The sequence below is a fragment of the Pseudoclavibacter chungangensis genome (assembly GCF_013410545.1).
GTDB classification, from domain to species: domain Bacteria; phylum Actinomycetota; class Actinomycetes; order Actinomycetales; family Microbacteriaceae; genus Pseudoclavibacter; species Pseudoclavibacter chungangensis.
The window spans coordinates 633,496-647,861 of sequence record NZ_JACCFV010000001.1; the positions used below are offsets into that span (position 1 = coordinate 633,496).

Annotated in this window: 12 protein-coding genes and 4 pseudogenes; 7 read left to right on the forward strand and 9 right to left on the reverse strand. The window is 67.8% G+C overall.

From position 1 onward, the window contains the following. Window positions 1-20 precede the first annotated feature (20 nt). Window positions 21-431 (forward strand): hypothetical protein, encoded by a 411-nt coding sequence (locus HNR16_RS18070; RefSeq protein ID WP_244960541.1) that lies wholly within the window; start codon window positions 21-23, stop codon window positions 429-431. On the opposite strand, the pseudogene HNR16_RS02770 reads toward HNR16_RS18070, so the two are convergent. Then, window positions 351-1,334: pseudogene (locus HNR16_RS02770) on the reverse strand (recombinase family protein); the annotation flags it as partial. The gene HNR16_RS18070 and the pseudogene HNR16_RS02770 overlap by 81 nt on opposite strands. 75 nt (window positions 1,335-1,409) lie before the next feature. On the opposite strand from HNR16_RS02770, the gene HNR16_RS02775 reads away from it, so the two are divergent. Beyond that, on the forward strand, window positions 1,410-1,727 hold the full coding sequence (locus tag HNR16_RS02775) for a transposase (protein WP_158042224.1): 318 nt from the start codon (window positions 1,410-1,412) through the stop codon (window positions 1,725-1,727). Continuing rightward, window positions 1,724-2,674, forward strand: a complete 951-nt coding sequence (locus tag HNR16_RS02780) for an integrase core domain-containing protein (protein ID WP_179558063.1) — start codon at window positions 1,724-1,726, stop codon at window positions 2,672-2,674. Before HNR16_RS02775 ends, HNR16_RS02780 begins: the two co-directional genes overlap by 4 nt. Before the next feature lie 131 nt (window positions 2,675-2,805). On the opposite strand, the gene HNR16_RS02785 is transcribed toward HNR16_RS02780, so the two are convergent. The 7 genes and pseudogenes from HNR16_RS02785 to HNR16_RS02815 form a co-directional block, all read right to left on the reverse strand. Next, the gene (locus tag HNR16_RS02785; protein ID WP_179558064.1) at window positions 2,806-3,060 is read right to left on the reverse strand and encodes an integrase core domain-containing protein; all 255 of its coding nucleotides are present in this window, start codon (window positions 3,058-3,060) and stop codon (window positions 2,806-2,808) included. Next, window positions 3,057-4,207 (reverse strand): IS3 family transposase gene (locus HNR16_RS02790; RefSeq protein ID WP_179558065.1). Its coding sequence is split into 2 segments (ribosomal slippage): window positions 3,057-3,937 and window positions 3,937-4,207, totalling 1,152 coding nucleotides; the frame shifts between segments, so codons are not numbered across the junction. The genes HNR16_RS02785 and HNR16_RS02790 overlap by 4 nt, the downstream gene beginning before the upstream one ends. Before the next feature lie 62 nt (window positions 4,208-4,269). After that, window positions 4,270-4,989, reverse strand: coding sequence for an IS3 family transposase (locus HNR16_RS02795; RefSeq protein ID WP_179558351.1), 720 nt, complete (start codon window positions 4,987-4,989; stop codon window positions 4,270-4,272). Beyond that, a complete protein-coding gene (locus HNR16_RS02800; RefSeq protein ID WP_179558066.1) occupies window positions 4,986-5,309 on the reverse strand; it encodes a transposase in 324 nt (107 codons plus the stop codon). Before HNR16_RS02800 ends, HNR16_RS02795 begins: the two co-directional genes overlap by 4 nt. A gap of 192 nt (window positions 5,310-5,501) precedes the next feature. Beyond that, window positions 5,502-6,101 (reverse strand): transposase, encoded by a 600-nt coding sequence (locus HNR16_RS02805; RefSeq protein ID WP_179558067.1) that lies wholly within the window; start codon window positions 6,099-6,101, stop codon window positions 5,502-5,504. Between the two features lie 448 nt (window positions 6,102-6,549). Continuing rightward, window positions 6,550-7,870: pseudogene (locus tag HNR16_RS02810) on the reverse strand (ISL3 family transposase). Between the two features lie 632 nt (window positions 7,871-8,502). Then, complete coding sequence (locus HNR16_RS02815) at window positions 8,503-8,814, reverse strand: putative quinol monooxygenase (RefSeq protein WP_158040203.1); 312 nt, start codon at window positions 8,812-8,814, stop codon at window positions 8,503-8,505. Window positions 8,815-8,921: 107 nt separating this feature from the next. Between HNR16_RS02815 and HNR16_RS02820 the strand changes: the two genes are divergently transcribed. Next, window positions 8,922-9,863, forward strand: coding sequence for a GlxA family transcriptional regulator (locus HNR16_RS02820; protein ID WP_158040202.1), 942 nt, complete (start codon window positions 8,922-8,924; stop codon window positions 9,861-9,863). 465 nt (window positions 9,864-10,328) lie between these two features. Here the strand turns inward: HNR16_RS02820 and HNR16_RS02825 are convergent. Then, window positions 10,329-11,521 (reverse strand): annotated as a pseudogene (locus HNR16_RS02825) (IS3 family transposase). 32 nt (window positions 11,522-11,553) lie between these two features. On the opposite strand from HNR16_RS02825, the pseudogene HNR16_RS02830 reads away from it, so the two are divergent. The 3 genes and pseudogenes from HNR16_RS02830 to HNR16_RS02840 form a co-directional block, all read left to right on the forward strand. After that, window positions 11,554-11,985: pseudogene (locus tag HNR16_RS02830) on the forward strand (ATP-binding cassette domain-containing protein); the annotation flags it as partial. Then, window positions 11,982-12,791, forward strand: coding sequence for an energy-coupling factor transporter transmembrane component T (locus HNR16_RS02835; RefSeq protein WP_158040200.1), 810 nt, complete (start codon window positions 11,982-11,984; stop codon window positions 12,789-12,791). The pseudogene HNR16_RS02830 and the gene HNR16_RS02835, both read left to right, overlap by 4 nt. A gap of 91 nt (window positions 12,792-12,882) precedes the next feature. Further along, window positions 12,883-14,214, forward strand: a complete 1,332-nt coding sequence (locus HNR16_RS02840; RefSeq protein ID WP_158040199.1) for a flavin monoamine oxidase family protein — start codon at window positions 12,883-12,885, stop codon at window positions 14,212-14,214. Window positions 14,215-14,366: the final 152 nt, after the last annotated feature.

Sequence of the window (14,366 nt, forward strand, 5' to 3'; positions counted from 1 at the left end):
AGTTGCTTGCGTGATCCCTCGTGCTGGTCGTGCTCGGTGGCGAGCCTGCGGTCGATGTCGGCCAGGCCGGTGCGGATGCGGTCTTGGTGCCGCTTGAGAGTGTCGAGGTCGATCGCGTCGGCGAAGTGGGCGGCGAGCAGCTTGTCGCTCTCGGTCTGGAGGCGTTGCCGGTTCGCGGTCAGCTCGGCCAGTTCCTCGGAGCGGGAGGCGAGGCGTTCATCGAACGCGGCCTCGACCTGTGCCGCGAGTGCGGCGTACTGCTCTTCCGTGATCGCGATGTCGCGGTAGCAGTCAGCGACGAGTTGCTCGGCGATCCCGACGGGCACGGCGCGGCGGGTGCAGTTCTTCCGCTTCGAGGCACGGCCGGAGCAGACGTAGTAGGCGTAGCGGACGCCTTGCCGGTTGGCCGGGAAGTCGAGCTGCATCCGTGATCCGCACGACCCGCAGAACAGTGAGCCTTTCAGGTAGTGGTCGTGGGTGCGTCGCCGTTCGGATGCTTTCTTGCGTGAGTCGAGCAGCCGTTGCACCTGCTGCCAGGTCTCCACGTCGACCAGGGCTTCGTGGGTGCCGGTCTGTTCCGCGCCTTTGTAGCGGACGATGCCGATGTAGTACGGGTTGCGCAGCAGATCGAAGAACGTGGCGCGCCCGACCGGGCCAGAGGGTCGCTTCGGCGTGGGCACGCTGGTCAGCCCGCGCGCGGTCACCTCAGCAAGCAAGTCGACAACGGTGCGTTCCCCGGCGGCGTACTGCTCGAACACCCACCGCACCAGCGGTGCACGTTCGGGGTCGATCTCGACGGTGCGGTACTCGCGGCCCTGCTCGTCGCGCTTGCGGACGTTGAGGTAGCCGATCGGGGCACGCATCGGGGTGCCGCCGGTCTCGAACTTCTGCGTCAGCCCCTTGGTGACCTCGGTGGCGAGGTTCTTGGAGTAGAACTCCGCGATGGACGACATGATGCCGTGCAGCAGCATCCCCGAGGGCGTCTCGTCGATGTTCTCCGTCGCCGACACCAACGTCACGCCAGCTTCGACCAGACGACGGTGAATCTCCACATCGTCCAAGCGATTCCTTGCCAGGCGGTCGACCTTGTGCACGATGCAGTAGGTCACCTGATGCGTGGCGATGTACTCCAGCATCCGTTGCAGGTCGGGCCGGTCGGCGGAGCGGGCGGACTCCCCGGCGTCCACGAACTCGGCCACGATCCGCGCACCGAGGTCGTCGGCCTTGCGGGCGTTGGCTTGTCGTTGGGCGGGGATTGAGAATCCCTCGTCACGACCGCCCTTGGACGCCTGTTCCTTGGTCGAGACCCGCTGATAGGTCACCGCCGTCAACATCGGCGCGGTGTCGGTTGTCGCGCGTCAGACTTTGTGGCAGGACCGTTGATTGAGTCCTGAACGGAGTGTTTGACCATGGGTAGACCACCAGTGATTCCGGTGGAGAAGAAGACGAGGATCGTGCTCAGCGTCCTCGCCGGCGAGATGACGATCGCCGAGGCAGCGGGGCGTGAGAAGGTCAGCGAGCAGTCGATCGGCCGATGGAAGGCGGACTTCCTCGAGGCCGGGAAGACTGGTCTGGCCGCGGGCAAGTCCGGTCCGTCGTCGCGGGAGCAGCAGCTCGAGGCGGAGGTCGAGGAGTTGACACAGGCACTCGGCGAGGCGGCGGTCGAGATCCGGGTGTGGAAGAAGTCTGCGGAGGGCCGGTTGGGCCCTTCGAGGACCTCGAGGTGATCCGCGTCGAGGCGGGCATGTCGACTTCGAGGTTCGTGAAGCTGATCGACATGCCCGAACGCACCTGGCGGCGCTGGCAGGCCAAGGCGAAGCAGGAGCAGCCACCGAAGGGGCCGTGGCCGCAGCCCGCGCGGGACGCCGCCCGGGATCTGGTGACCAAGCACGCGCTGGCGAAGCCGGCGTGGGGACACCGGAAGATCTGGGCGCTGACCCGCCACGACGGGCACAAGGTGTCGCAGGCGACCGTGCTGCGGCTGCTGCGCGACGGCGGGCTGATCCTGCCGTCGGAGTATCAGAAGCAGCGCCGGCAGCTGGCGAAGGATCGCAAGGCGGCGTTCGCGAAGAACCCGACCGGCCCGAACCAGGTCTGGCAGCTGGACTTCAGCGAGTTCGAGACCACCCAGGGCGGGATCTGGCGGATCGCGGGGTGTCGGGACTGGTTCTCGAAGCTGGAGCACCCGTTCCACGTGTCGCCGACCGCGAACCAGCACGACGCGATCGCCGCGATCGAGCTCGCTCTCGCCGACTACGAGGCGATGTTCGGTCACCCGCTCGTCGACGAATGTCACATCGATGAGGAGACCGGTGAAGTGCTGCCGGTGCTGACGATTGTGACAGACAACGGCGGTCCGTTCCGGTCGCTGAACTTCGAACTGTTCATCATGCGTCATCCGGAGCTACGGCACGTCCGCACCCGGGTGCGCACACCCGGCCAGAACGGGTCACGCGAACGCGGGTTCGGGACGCTGAAGTACGAGCGGCTGTTCCTCGATGAGATCCCCGACGCCTTGACGCTCGTCGAGCGCGCCGAGGACTACCGAATCGAGTACAACACCGAGCGCCCTCACGAGGCGATCTCCTGGAACCGGCCACTGGAGGTGCACCTGGGCCTGGCCGATCCCGCCATCCCCACCTTTGAAACCGAAGAAATCCTGCCAACTACTTGACGCGGGACAGGAAGACCGAGGCCCTCGCCGCGACCCGGCACCTCGACATGGCATCCTTGAAAGAGTCGATCCGTCGACTCCAGACAACATGATGACTCGCCCCGGCATGTCCGGAGAGCTGTTTGCTGGTGTCAGCCGGCTCTTTCAACCGGTTCGTTGCGAGCGTAGTCGAGTTGCTCGACCTCGAGGGGTGTGAGGTCGTCGATGGAGCCGTGGGTGCGTTCGGTGTTGAACCAGAGCACCCAGGATGCGGTCGCCGCCTCGACCTGATCGACGTCACGCCAGGGACCTTCGTGGTGGATGAGTTCGGACTTGTAGAGCCCGATCTGCGATTCCGCGAGAGAGTTGTCGTAGGCGTCGCCGACGGATTGGGCCGCCCCCTTCATTCGGTCCGGTCGCTGTGCGAGTCGTCGGTTTCCAGTTGATGGGTGCATTGCCGAGCGTAGTCGACCGGTGCGAGGTATCCGAGCGATGAGTGTCGGCGGTCGTGGTTGTACTCGGTCTTCCAGTCGCCGATCACGACCTGGGCGTGCAGCAGCGAGTAGAAGCTGTTGATGTTCAGGCACTCGTCGCGGAGCCTGCTGTTGAACGACTCGACATACCCGTTGTGCCAGGGCGAGCCGGGCGGAATGTAGAACAGGCCGGTGCGGGTGCCGGCCCAGTCGGCCATCGCGTCGCTGATGAACTCCGGGCCGTTGTCTGATCTGAGCACCGCGGGCGCGCCGCGGACGGCGGCGAGGTCCTCGAGGTGGGCAGTGAGTCGGTCCGCGGTGATCGACCGCTCGACAAGCCCTCCGATGCATTCACGGGTGTGCTCGTCGACGATGGAGCAGATCTTGATCGGGCGGCCCTGCTCGTCGGCATCGAACTGGAAGTCCACCGCCCACACGAGATTCGGGGCGACCGCTGCCGGGGCATCGACGGTCGAGGATCCGACGCGTTTGCGCCGCCGCCGCTGGGGGACACGGAGGCCTTCCTCGCGCCAGAGCCGCTGGATCTTCTTGTGATTCACGGCCCACCCCTCGCCGCGAGCGTCGTGGTAGGCCCTGCGGTATCCCCACCGCGGGTGCTTCTTTGCGTACGCGCGCAGCCAGTCCCGCAACGCCCTGTCCGGGTCGGCGGTCGTGTCGCCCTTGAGCGGGCGACGGTACGCGGACCTACTCAGCCCGGCCAGCCGGCACGCCATCCGCTCGCTCACCTGCAGTGTCCTGATCAGGTGAGCGACGGCGGCGCGGCGCCTACCCGGGCCTAGAAGTTTCCCTCAGCCAACTCCTTGAGCGCGGCCTTCTCCAGCTCCGCTTCGGCCAGCAGTCGCTTCAGAGTGGCGTTCTGCTTCTCGAGCTCCTTGAGCCGCTTCGCGTCGTCGGCCTTCAGGCCGCCATACTGGTTCCGCCACCGGTAGTACGTCTGCTCGGACACGCCGAGCTCCCGACACACCGCCGCGACGTCCGCGCCGTCGGCGAGCATTCTGTCGGCCTGCCCAAGCTTTCGGACGACCTGCTCCGGGGTGTGGCGCTTCCTGCTATTCGTCATGATCTGACCAGTCTCCCTGCCCGAACCCTCGGGCGACAGGACCACTCACATAACGACTGGACCTACAAAACGGGGTCAGCCCAGGATCCGACGGACGGGTCGATGCCTTCGTCGACGAGCCGATCGGTGAAGGCGATTGACGTGTAGACGCTGCCCGCGTCGGTGTGATGCGTGAGCCCCTCGAACCCGGTGATGCCTTCGCGGCGGCGGGTGAAGAGAGCCATGTCGAGGCAGTCGAGCACGAGCGGTGTGGTCATGCTCGTCGCGGCGCGCCAGCCGATGATGCGGCGGGAGTGCGCGTCGAAGACGAACGCGACGTAGACCCATCCAGACCACGTCCACACGTATGTGAAGTCCGCGACCCAGAGCTGGTTCGTGCGGAACCGGGCGAAGTGTCGGTCGACGAGGTCCGCGGGGCGGGTCTCGCGCGGATCCGTGTCGACGGGACGCTTCCGCTTCCCGCGGAGCACGCCGGCGATCCCAAGCTCACGCATGAGGCGCTCGAGCGTGCAGCGCGCGATGTCGTGACCGTCACGGCGGAGCCGCAACCAGAGCTTTCGGGCCCCGAGCACCTTGCGGTGCGCCTGCCACGCCGCCAGGATGATCGGCTTCCACCGCTCATCCGACACGGCCTGGGATGACGGTCCGCGCCCGCGGGCGTCGTAGTAGGTCGATGGGGCGATCTTCACGCCGTGCTGGGTGAGCACAGCGCAGATCGACTCGACACCCCATCGGAGCCCGCCCTCGGTGCGGTCCTTGTGTTCGTCGATGAAGGCGACTATCGCTTGTGTGGCCGGTCGAGTTCGGCCGCGAAGAAAGCTGAAGCCGCCTTCAAGATCTCGTTCGCCCGCCGCAGCTCGGCGTTCTCCCGCTTCAGGCGCTTGATCTCCACCGCCGCGTCAGTCGTCACACCGGGCCGGTCTCCCGCGTCGACCTGCTCCCGACGGATCCAGGTGCGAATCGTTTCCGGCGACCCGATGCCGAGCATCTGCGCGACCGCGGTCATCGCCTGATACTCGCTCGGATAATCGGCCCGCACCTCGACGACCATACGGACAGCGCGCTCACGAAGCTCGCGCGGATACTTACTGGGACGTCCCATAAGACAGATCCTTCCAAGGAATCCTGTCTCCGGACACACCGGGGCGAGTCATTCCACGATTACGGAGGTTCAACCACTGGTTCACTCTCGTTATACCTTCCTGCCTCGTTCGCCGGACCCGACCCATCTGGTAGTACTGGACCGTCCCGGCTTGGTCAGGGCTGCTTCCCACCCTCCCCAGCGTCTCCTGGGTCAGGCTGCCCTCAACTTCAACCCGGCCGCTGCGACGACCAAGCGACAGGGGTCTCTCACCCCCATCCGCACACACAGCGCCTCATGGCGCACCTTGACGACGTGGAACGCGTCGAGCACCGCGGTGGCGTCTTCGAGCTTGTCGTCGATCGCGGTCTTGTAGCCGGCGAACGGGTCCAACGCCGCGACCTGCACGTTCTTCCGGAACGCATCGCCGCGGTCTGCGAGCCAGGACGCGTAGGCCTTCCCTGACCGGCCGGGCACGAGATCGAGCAGTCTGGCCCGCGTCGTTCCGTGGTCGTCGCGGCTCAGGTCGACCATCCCGGTCAGCTCCTTCGGGCCGTGCTTGCGAGGATCGACGTGATGCCAGATGTGCTCATCCACGCCGAGCGTGGTCACGTTCTCGAACCGGGACTCATCGGCCGCCGACTTGACGAGCTCGGGCTCAACCGCGCGCCACACGGTCTTCCACGATGTGTCGAGCTGACGGGCCAGACTGTGAACGGTCGCGTGCTCGCGACGTAGCTGCCCGATCGCCCATGCCACGGCGCGCTGGGTGATCGACCCGCGTCGGGCAACCAGATCCGGGAGCTGCTCCACGAACGTCTTCCGCACGCAATCCTCCTCGCCACACCGCCAGACCCGTTGCCGCCACACAATCCGCACCCGTGTCGTCCCGGGCACGTCATGAAGCACGCGACGGCGCCGGCCGCGACTGGTCGCGATGACTCCACACGACAGGCACCCGATCGGAGCTGCCAGGCTCGAGACCGTCACGACCAGCAGCCCGTCACGGCGCTGGGCGTGCTCGACATAGACACCGGGAAGGCCGAGCAGAACGTCGCAGCGGGAACACGGATCGGCGGAGCGCGCGTCAGCGCACCCCGAAGTAGGGTGAAGCACGTCGAGGTCCTCGGAGTCGATCAGACAGTTAGCGCTACTGATCCTCCGGGACCTCGACCCCTACCCGCCGACCATCACCCGGCGAGCCTCACCCCCACCAAATGTCCGAAGAGCCGGCAAATGTCCGAAGAGCCGGCAAAGCGGCTCATCCCAATCGGGGGTGTAGGAGTTGGGGTCTGAAGCCGCCGGTCTCGAGCAGGCTGCGGGCGATGTAGTTGGTCAGGTTGCGGAACCCGAGTGCGGAGCCGCGCAGGTGTTCGAGCCGTCCGTTGAGCGCCTCGGTCGGCCCGTTGCTGGTGCCGGGTCGTTCGAAGTGGGCGAGCACGTCAGCGGCTCGCTTCTTCAGGGTCCGGCCCAGGGTGGTGAGCTCAGTGAGCACCTTGGGGACGCCGGCGCTGTGGTCGGTGATCAGCTTCTCCATGAGCTCGCGGCCACGTTGCCGGTCCTCGTGGCGATAGGCGGCGATCATGCGCTGGTAGACACCCCAGGCCGCCTCGACCTCGGCGTGAGCGTCATCAACGAACAGCGCGCGTAGCCTGTCTCTCTGCTTGTCGGTGAGCAGGTCCGCGCCGGTGTGCAGCGTGCGCCGCGACTTGTAGAGCGGGTCGTCGCTGAACCCACGGTGCCCGTGGATCGCCAGTTGGACCCGGCGCCGGCACCTGTCGAGGGCGTCACCGGCCAGGCGCACGACGTGGAAGGGATCCATCACCGTGAACGCGTCCGGGATCTCCTCTGCAGCGGCGGTCTTGAACCCGGTGAAGCCGTCCATCGCGACCACCTCGACCGCGTCACGGAAGGCGTCGTCGCGGTCGGCGAGCCAGGTCTTGAACGCCGCCTTCGACCGGCCCTCGACCATGTCCAGCAGCCTGGGCCGGCGCCATCGCGGACCGGGTGAGGTCGATGATCACGGTGACGTACTTGTCGCCACGCCTGGTGTGGCGCCAGACGTGCTCATCGACGCCAATGACCTTCACGCCCTCAAACCGCGTGGGGTCGTTGATCAGCAGCCGCTTGCCTTCAGCCAGGACCGCGTTGGTGGCGGTGTCCCACGCGACCCCGAGTCCCTCGGCGACACGGGCGACGGTGAGGTGTGCGACCACGCTCCCTTCCAACGCCCACCGCAGCCCGGTGCGCGAGAGCTTCGCGCGTGGCTCCGCCGCGGCGCTGGTGTCTTGGCGCCACACGTGTCCGCAGTCGGCACAGCGGTAGCGGCGCACTACAACTGCCAGCACGGTCGGTCGCCAGACCAGCGGCTCGTGGGCCAACCGCCGGATCACGGTGTCACGAGCAGCGCTTTCGCTGCCGCACCCTCGGCACCACTGATCTGGTTCCACCACGCGGCACGCGAGGACCGCACGATCCGGTTCAAGTCGTTGTCCAGTCACGCTCAGACAGAGGCCGTCGAGTCGAGCGAAGGCGGTCAGGTCAAGGCGGCCGAAGCCGGCCGGCGGGGTAGCGTCGGACACGTCGAGGTCTCTCGGATGGATGGCGTAGGAACTTCCGTCGTCGGGAGACCTCGACGTCTACCTGTGGACCGACGCGCCCGGCCGACCTACACCGTCATCTGAGAAGATCCCTGAAACGTCTTCGACGACGACGGGACCGGCGAGGAGGAGGGCGCGGTGAGCTAAAGGAATGGAGCTTGCTCGGCTTCGACGCCGCCGCAAGCTCCGGTGAAACGGTCGGTACTGGTCGGTCGTCGTCGGTCACCACCGGATGGCGGCGTCCCTCACGCTCGGCGTTTGCGCAGGTCAGCGGCTCGTTCGCCCAGTGGGCGCATCAAGCGATAGACGCAAAGCCGACGTGATGAGGTCGTCGGTTCGATTCCGACAGGCGGCTCCGGCGAAACGCCCCTGACCTGCGGAAACGCAGGGCAGGGGCTGTTCGGTTCTGGTGGTCGCGCGATGCGCTGGCCTCACGGCTCTGCCCGACACCGACGTCGCTCTCCTCTGCGACGGACCCCTCGCCGGCTGAGCGCTCGCGGCCGGCATCCTGTCCGTGTGCCGATAGGCCTCGCACCGCTCGGCAACGCAGCATGGCGTTGCGTCGCGACCTGGCGACGGCTCGGCGGGGCGCGATCATCTCGTGCGTTGGCGGACTACGGGAGCTTGGACGCGAGGACGTCGGCCGCCAGGATCTCGGGTGCTGCGCTGAGGAGGTGCTGGTTGGCCGTCAGGGCTGCGACGATGGCGCCGTTGGCGTGGGCGTCGCGAGCGGCCTCGTCGGGGAATGCATCGAAGATCCAGAAAGTGTCGGCGTGGGTCCTGACCGCGAACCAGACGATCGTTCCTACTTCTTCGTTGGCGAGTTCGACAGCGCCGGCGAGCAGATCGGCGAGCGCGTCGTGCTGTCCATCGGCCGCGACGATCTTGGCGACGAAGGCATACGGAAGTGATGCGGGTGTGGACATGAGGGACTCTCCTTGAGGTCGTGGTTCTTCGTGGGACGAGTTCAGCGTATGACGAGCAAGGGCCGGTGGGGAGTGGCGTATACGACAGTATTGCTATTGTTTACGTCATGCGTATCGGACTCATCGCGATTGACGGCTGCTTCGGTTCGGCTATCGCGTCGATCCTCGACATCGTGCGGGTGGCCGAGGGAGCCCGCGGCGAGGTCGACCCGCGGATCGACCCGATCGAACTCGCCATCCTCGGACCGAAACGGCGAGTGACCACGACGTCATCGATGACCCTGTCGGTGGACCAACCGCTGTCGGAGTCCGGAGAGTTCGACGTGGTCGTCGTCCCTGCGCTTGGAACCCTTACGGCCGCCGCTACCAACGACGCCCTCCAGAGCCGAGATGCTCGTTCGGTCATCGCCTCGCTCGGGCGCCTCGACGAGGCGACCACCCGGATCGCCGCGGCGTGCACCGGCGTGTTCGCTGTCGCCGAGACCGGTCGGATGCATCATCGGCGGGCGACGACCAGCTGGTTCCTGGGGCCGGAGTTCCTGAAGCGCTATCCGACCGTCGCCCTCGATCTCGACACCATGGTCGTGGTCGACGGGAACCTCGTCACCGCCGGCGCCGCGTTCGCCCACATCGACCTCGCGCTCTCACTCGTGCGATCGATCAGCCCCGACCTGGCCCAACATGTCGCCAAGCTCCTCCTCATCGACGAGCGCCCGTCGCAGGCGGCCTTCGTCGCCTACGAACATCTCCGGCACGAGGACCCGATCGTCGTCGAGTTCGAACGCTTCGTGCGCGCCCGCCTGGACGAACCGTTCAACGTCGCCTTCGTCGCGCAGTCGCTCGGCACCAGCCGGCGCACCCTCGAACGACGAGTCCGTGCGGCGCTCAACCTCACTCCGCTCGGCTTCGTCCAACGGCTTCGCATCGAACGAGCTCGGCACCTCTCAGCAACCACGGACCTCACCTCCGCCGAGATCGCGCTACGGGTCGGCTACGCGAACGCCGAGACTCTGCGCTCCCTCCTGCGCAGGGAGCGACGCCGTTCCTGACCTATCGCCATGCCTTAGAACCACCTCTCAGCACGTTGCGTCGACGCTCCTGCGTCGCCCCTGGACGACCCACTCGACACGCCCGCAGCACAGGCCATGCGACGTGCCCCGGCTTCCCGGACGGTCGGGTTTGGGTGGCTGTGATGTCGCTGCGTTCTCGTCGAGAGGATCAGCAGACCCGATCAGAGTCGATTGGGATAAAACGCGAAGGCGGTCAGGTCAGGGCGGCCGAAGCCGGCAGGCGGGGTAGCGTCGGACACGTCGAGGTCTTTCGGATGGATGGCGTAGGAACCTCCATCGTCGGGAGACCTCGACGTCTATCTGCGGACCGATGCGCCCGGCCGACCTACACCCTCATCTGGGAAGAGCCGGCAAAGCGGCCAAGACCTCGGGGGAGATGGCTTCTGCGTCCCGCTTGAACTCATACCGCCGGGGACTGCTGCACGAGTAGGTGACAGTTCCTAGTCACGCCGCCAGCGCGACGGTCGTGTTCATGATGGTCTCGAACTCGATGGGCGTCAAACGGCCCAGGCGTGCCTGTCTGCGGCGGCGGTGGTAGGTCCGTTCGATCCAGGTGACGATCGCGATCCGCAGCTGGTCGCGGGTGGTCCAGGTGCGGCGGTCGAGGACGTTCTTCTGCAGCAGCGCGAAGAACGATTACATGGCCGCGTTGTCCCCGCTCGACCCGACTCTGCCCATGCTCCCGACCATGCGGTGGCGGGTCAGAGCGCACAGGAACTTCCGGCTGCGGAATTGACTGCCCCTGTCGCTGTGCACCACGCAGCCGGCGACGTCGCCGCGCATCAAGGCGGCGTTCTCGAGCGCCTGGACGGCCAGACGCGACTTCATTCTCGAGTTGATCGAGTAGCCCACGATCCGGCCGCTGAACACGTCCTTGATCGCGCAGAGGTAGAGCTTGCCCTCTGCGGTCTTGTGCTCCGTGATGTCCGTGAGCCAGAGTTCGTTCGGCGCCTCGGCTGTGAACTCGTGCCGCACCCTGCCGTCCTCGTCGATGACGGCGCAGAGATCGTCGTGCACGGCCGGCCCCGGCTTGCGGGCCTTGCCGCGCTTGGGCTTGCCGAACACGGACCACCAGCCGTTGCTCGACGCGATCCGCCACGCGGTCCGGTCCGACATTGCCTCACCCGCGTCACGGGCCTCATCGGCGAGCAGTCGGTGCCCGAACTCGGGGTCTTCCTGGTGGGCGTCGAACAGCGCGTTCGCGCGATACGCCTCGACCACCTCGCTCGGGGTGATGGGGGAAGCCAGCCAACGGTAGTAGGGCTGACGGGAGAGCTTGAGCACCCGGCACGTCACCGTCACAGGGATCCCTGCGTCGGCGAGCTCCGTCACGAGCGGGTACCACCTTTTCCCGGCAGGTTCGCCTGCGACAGATACGCCGCCGCGCGGCGCAGAACCTCGTTCTCCTGCTCCAAGAGCCGGTTCCGCTTGCGCAGCTCACGGATCTCGGCTGCCTCCGACCGGGTCTGCCCGGGCTTGGCGCCCTCGTCGATGTCGGCACGACGCAACCACTTCTGCAGCGTCATCGGGTGGACCCCGAAGTCTTTCGCGACCTGCTCGATCGTCACTCCGGGCTCACGGTTCCTCGCGACGCGCACCACGTCGTCACGGAACTCGGACGGGTAGGGCTTAGGCACAGCAACATCCTTCCAGGCCGCCCTCCCGGGCAAGCCAGATCAGATGTCACCTACTCGTGCAGCAGTCCCATCTGCTCGTCACAACCACCGTGCGCGAGGAGGTGCGCAGCGCCCTCGGGCGCGGCCGCGTCGATCTCGCGGAACGTCCCGACGCAGTCGCCGAACTCCTCGAACGTGCCGGACTCGCGGGGCTCGAGGAGCAGCACCCGCTGCGCCTCTCGGGGGGCCAGCGCCAGCGCCTCGCCGTCACGCTCGCCGTCGCCGCCGAGCCCGAGCTCGTCCTGGTCGACGAGCCCACGAGCGCACAGGACCTCGCGGGGGCCGAGCACGTGCGCCGACTCGTCGCCGACGGGGCCGAACGCCGCGCGACGGTGATCGTGTCCCACGACCCCGCGACCTTCGCGGACCTCGCCACCCGTCACCTGGAGATCCACGACGGCACGATCCGCGAGGCGACGCGATGACCGCCCGCGCGACGCGCACCGACAGGCCAGATGCGGGCCGTTCGCGCGCGGTGCCACGTGCGGCGGGCGCGGTGCATCCGCTCGCGCTCGTGATCCTGCCGCTGCCCGCGATCGTCGCGACGCTCCTCACCGAGGGCGTCGGCATCGGGCTCGCCGCGATCGCGGTCGGGCTCGTCGTCGCGGCGGCACGCGGCCCCCGCTTCGCGGGAGGGCTCCTCGTCGCGACCCTGCTCGGCACGTTCGTCCTTTGGACCGGCTTCGCGTTCGCGATCCCGGCCGAGCCCGCCGAGTCGTCCGCCGTCGTCACGTGGCTCCCGTTCCACCCACCCGTCGACACCGCCCTCGTCGCCCTGCGCAGCGCGCTGCGGATCGTGTCGATCATGACCCTCGCCATCGCGATCGCCGCATTCATCCGCTGGGACGTGCTCGCCGACACCCTCATCGACCGGTTCCGCGTGCCCTACCGCCTCCTCGACGTCATCGGGCTCGGTGGTCGATTCGCGGTCCTCATGCGCCGGGACCTCGCGACCGCGCGGACGCTCGTGCGATTGCGCACGCGCGGATCCCGCCTCCGGTCCGCGCGGCTCGGCGCGGGGCTCGCGGTGCCGGTGCTCATGGCCGCCTTCCGGCACGCCGACGAACTCACGGTCGCGATGGAGGCCCGGGGCTTCGGCGCCCACGACGACCGGACGGTGCACGCGGCGGTGCCGCTCCGAGTCCGCGACGGTGTCGTCGTCGGGATCGTGTGGGGTGTCACGGTGTTCGCGGCGGTCGTGCAGGAGGGCGTTCCCGTCCTCGTCGTGTGAGCGCGCGGTCACGGTGCCGCGCGGTAGCGTCGGGACTGCGCCGCGTCGTCGCTCCGCCGGAGCGCGGGCGCGCGGAAGACGGGAATCGCACATGGAGCACGTCGACACGATCGTGGTGGGGGCCGGGGTCGCCGGCCTGACGGCCGCGCGACTGTTGCATCGCGCGGGGCGCCGGGTCGTCATCCTCGAGGCACGGGATCGCGTCGGTGGCCGCGTCTGGACGGATCGGTCCGACGGCCACATGACCGACCTCGGGGCATCGTGGATCCACGGCATCACCGACAATCCCGTCGCGGCCGCCGCTGCCGCGTTCGGCATGCGCACCGTCGAGTTCACGGTCGGCGGGTACCAGCCCGACGGGCGGCCGATCGCGCTCCACGACCCCGACGGCACGCGATTGAGCGACGCCGAGGCGGCCGCGTTCGCGGCGGACGTCCACGCGATCGACGAGGCACTCGTCCCGATCATCGCCCGATCGGCACCGACGGCCTCCTACCGCGAGGTCGCCGAGGAGGCGCTCGCGGCACAGGACTGGGACGACGAGCGGGCCGAGCGCGCTCGGGAGTACCTCGAACACCGCGCCGAAGAGCAGTACGGCGCGTGGATCGAGGACCTCGCCGCCCACGGACTCGACGACGATCTCATCGAGGGCGACGAGGTCGTGTTCCCCGACGGCTACGATCGGCTTCCCGAACACCTCGCGCGGGATCTCGACGTGCGACTCGGAGCGATCGTGACCCGGGTGACGTGGACGGGAACGGGCGTTGTGGTGCAGCTCGGCGCGGCCGAACTGAGCGCCGACACGTGCATCGTGACGGTGCCCGTCGGTGTGCTGCGGTCCGGATCGTTCACGATCGAGCCGCCCCTGCCGGAGCCCGTCGCGGGAGCGCTCGACCGGCTCACCATGAACGACTTCGAGAAGATCGTGCTGCGCTTCGAGCACCGGTTCTGGGACGACGACGTCTACGTCGTCCGCAGGCAGGGCCCCGCGGCGCGCTGGTGGCACTCCTGGTACGACCTGACCCGCCTCGACGGGACGCCGACGCTCCTCACGTTCGCGGCCGGTTCCGCGGCGGTCGCGACGCGTGGCTGGGACGACGAACGCATCGTGTCGTCGATCCTCGAGCAGTTGCGCGGCATCTACGGCGACCGCGTGACGTCGCCGATCGCGGTCGAGCGGTCCGATTGGCGCGGTGACCCGTTCGCGCGGGGCTCGTACGCCTACATGACGCTGGGCTCGACGACGGCCGACCACGATGCGCTCGCGACGCCCATCGAGGGCGTGCTGCACCTCGCGGGGGAGGCGACGTGGACGGATGATCCCGCGACCGTCACGGGTGCCCTGTGCTCGGGGCACCGAGCGGCCGAGAACGTCCTCGGCGCGACGATCCCGATCGAGTCGCTCTGGGCCCCACCCGCTTGACACCCCCTGCCCCTGACACCCCTGCCGCCCCTCCCGCCACAAAAAAGCCGGGTTGTTGCTACCGGGCCGCGGGCCAGGTAGCAACAACCCGGCTTTTTCGCGGTTGCCGGGGCGCGCGATCCCATGAGTGCCCGTTTCGCGAGGGCTGTGGT

What these genes read in the sequence shown, in the direction of transcription:
- HNR16_RS02775 (WP_158042224.1), top strand. Translation starts at nt 1,410, where the DNA reads ATGGGTAGACCACCAGTGATTCCGGTGGAGAAGAAGACGAGGATCGTG.
- HNR16_RS02800 (WP_179558066.1), bottom strand. Translation starts at nt 5,309, where the DNA reads ATGGGACGTCCCAGTAAGTATCCGCGCGAGCTTCGTGAGCGCGCTGTC.
- HNR16_RS02820 (WP_158040202.1), top strand. Translation starts at nt 8,922, where the DNA reads ATGCGTATCGGACTCATCGCGATTGACGGCTGCTTCGGTTCGGCTATC.
- HNR16_RS02835 (WP_158040200.1), top strand. Translation starts at nt 11,982, where the DNA reads ATGACCGCCCGCGCGACGCGCACCGACAGGCCAGATGCGGGCCGTTCG.
- HNR16_RS02840 (WP_158040199.1), top strand. Translation starts at nt 12,883, where the DNA reads ATGGAGCACGTCGACACGATCGTGGTGGGGGCCGGGGTCGCCGGCCTG.
- HNR16_RS02785 (WP_179558064.1), bottom strand. Translation starts at nt 3,060, where the DNA reads ATGAAGGGGGCGGCCCAATCCGTCGGCGACGCCTACGACAACTCTCTC.
- HNR16_RS02815 (WP_158040203.1), bottom strand. Translation starts at nt 8,814, where the DNA reads ATGTCCACACCCGCATCACTTCCGTATGCCTTCGTCGCCAAGATCGTC.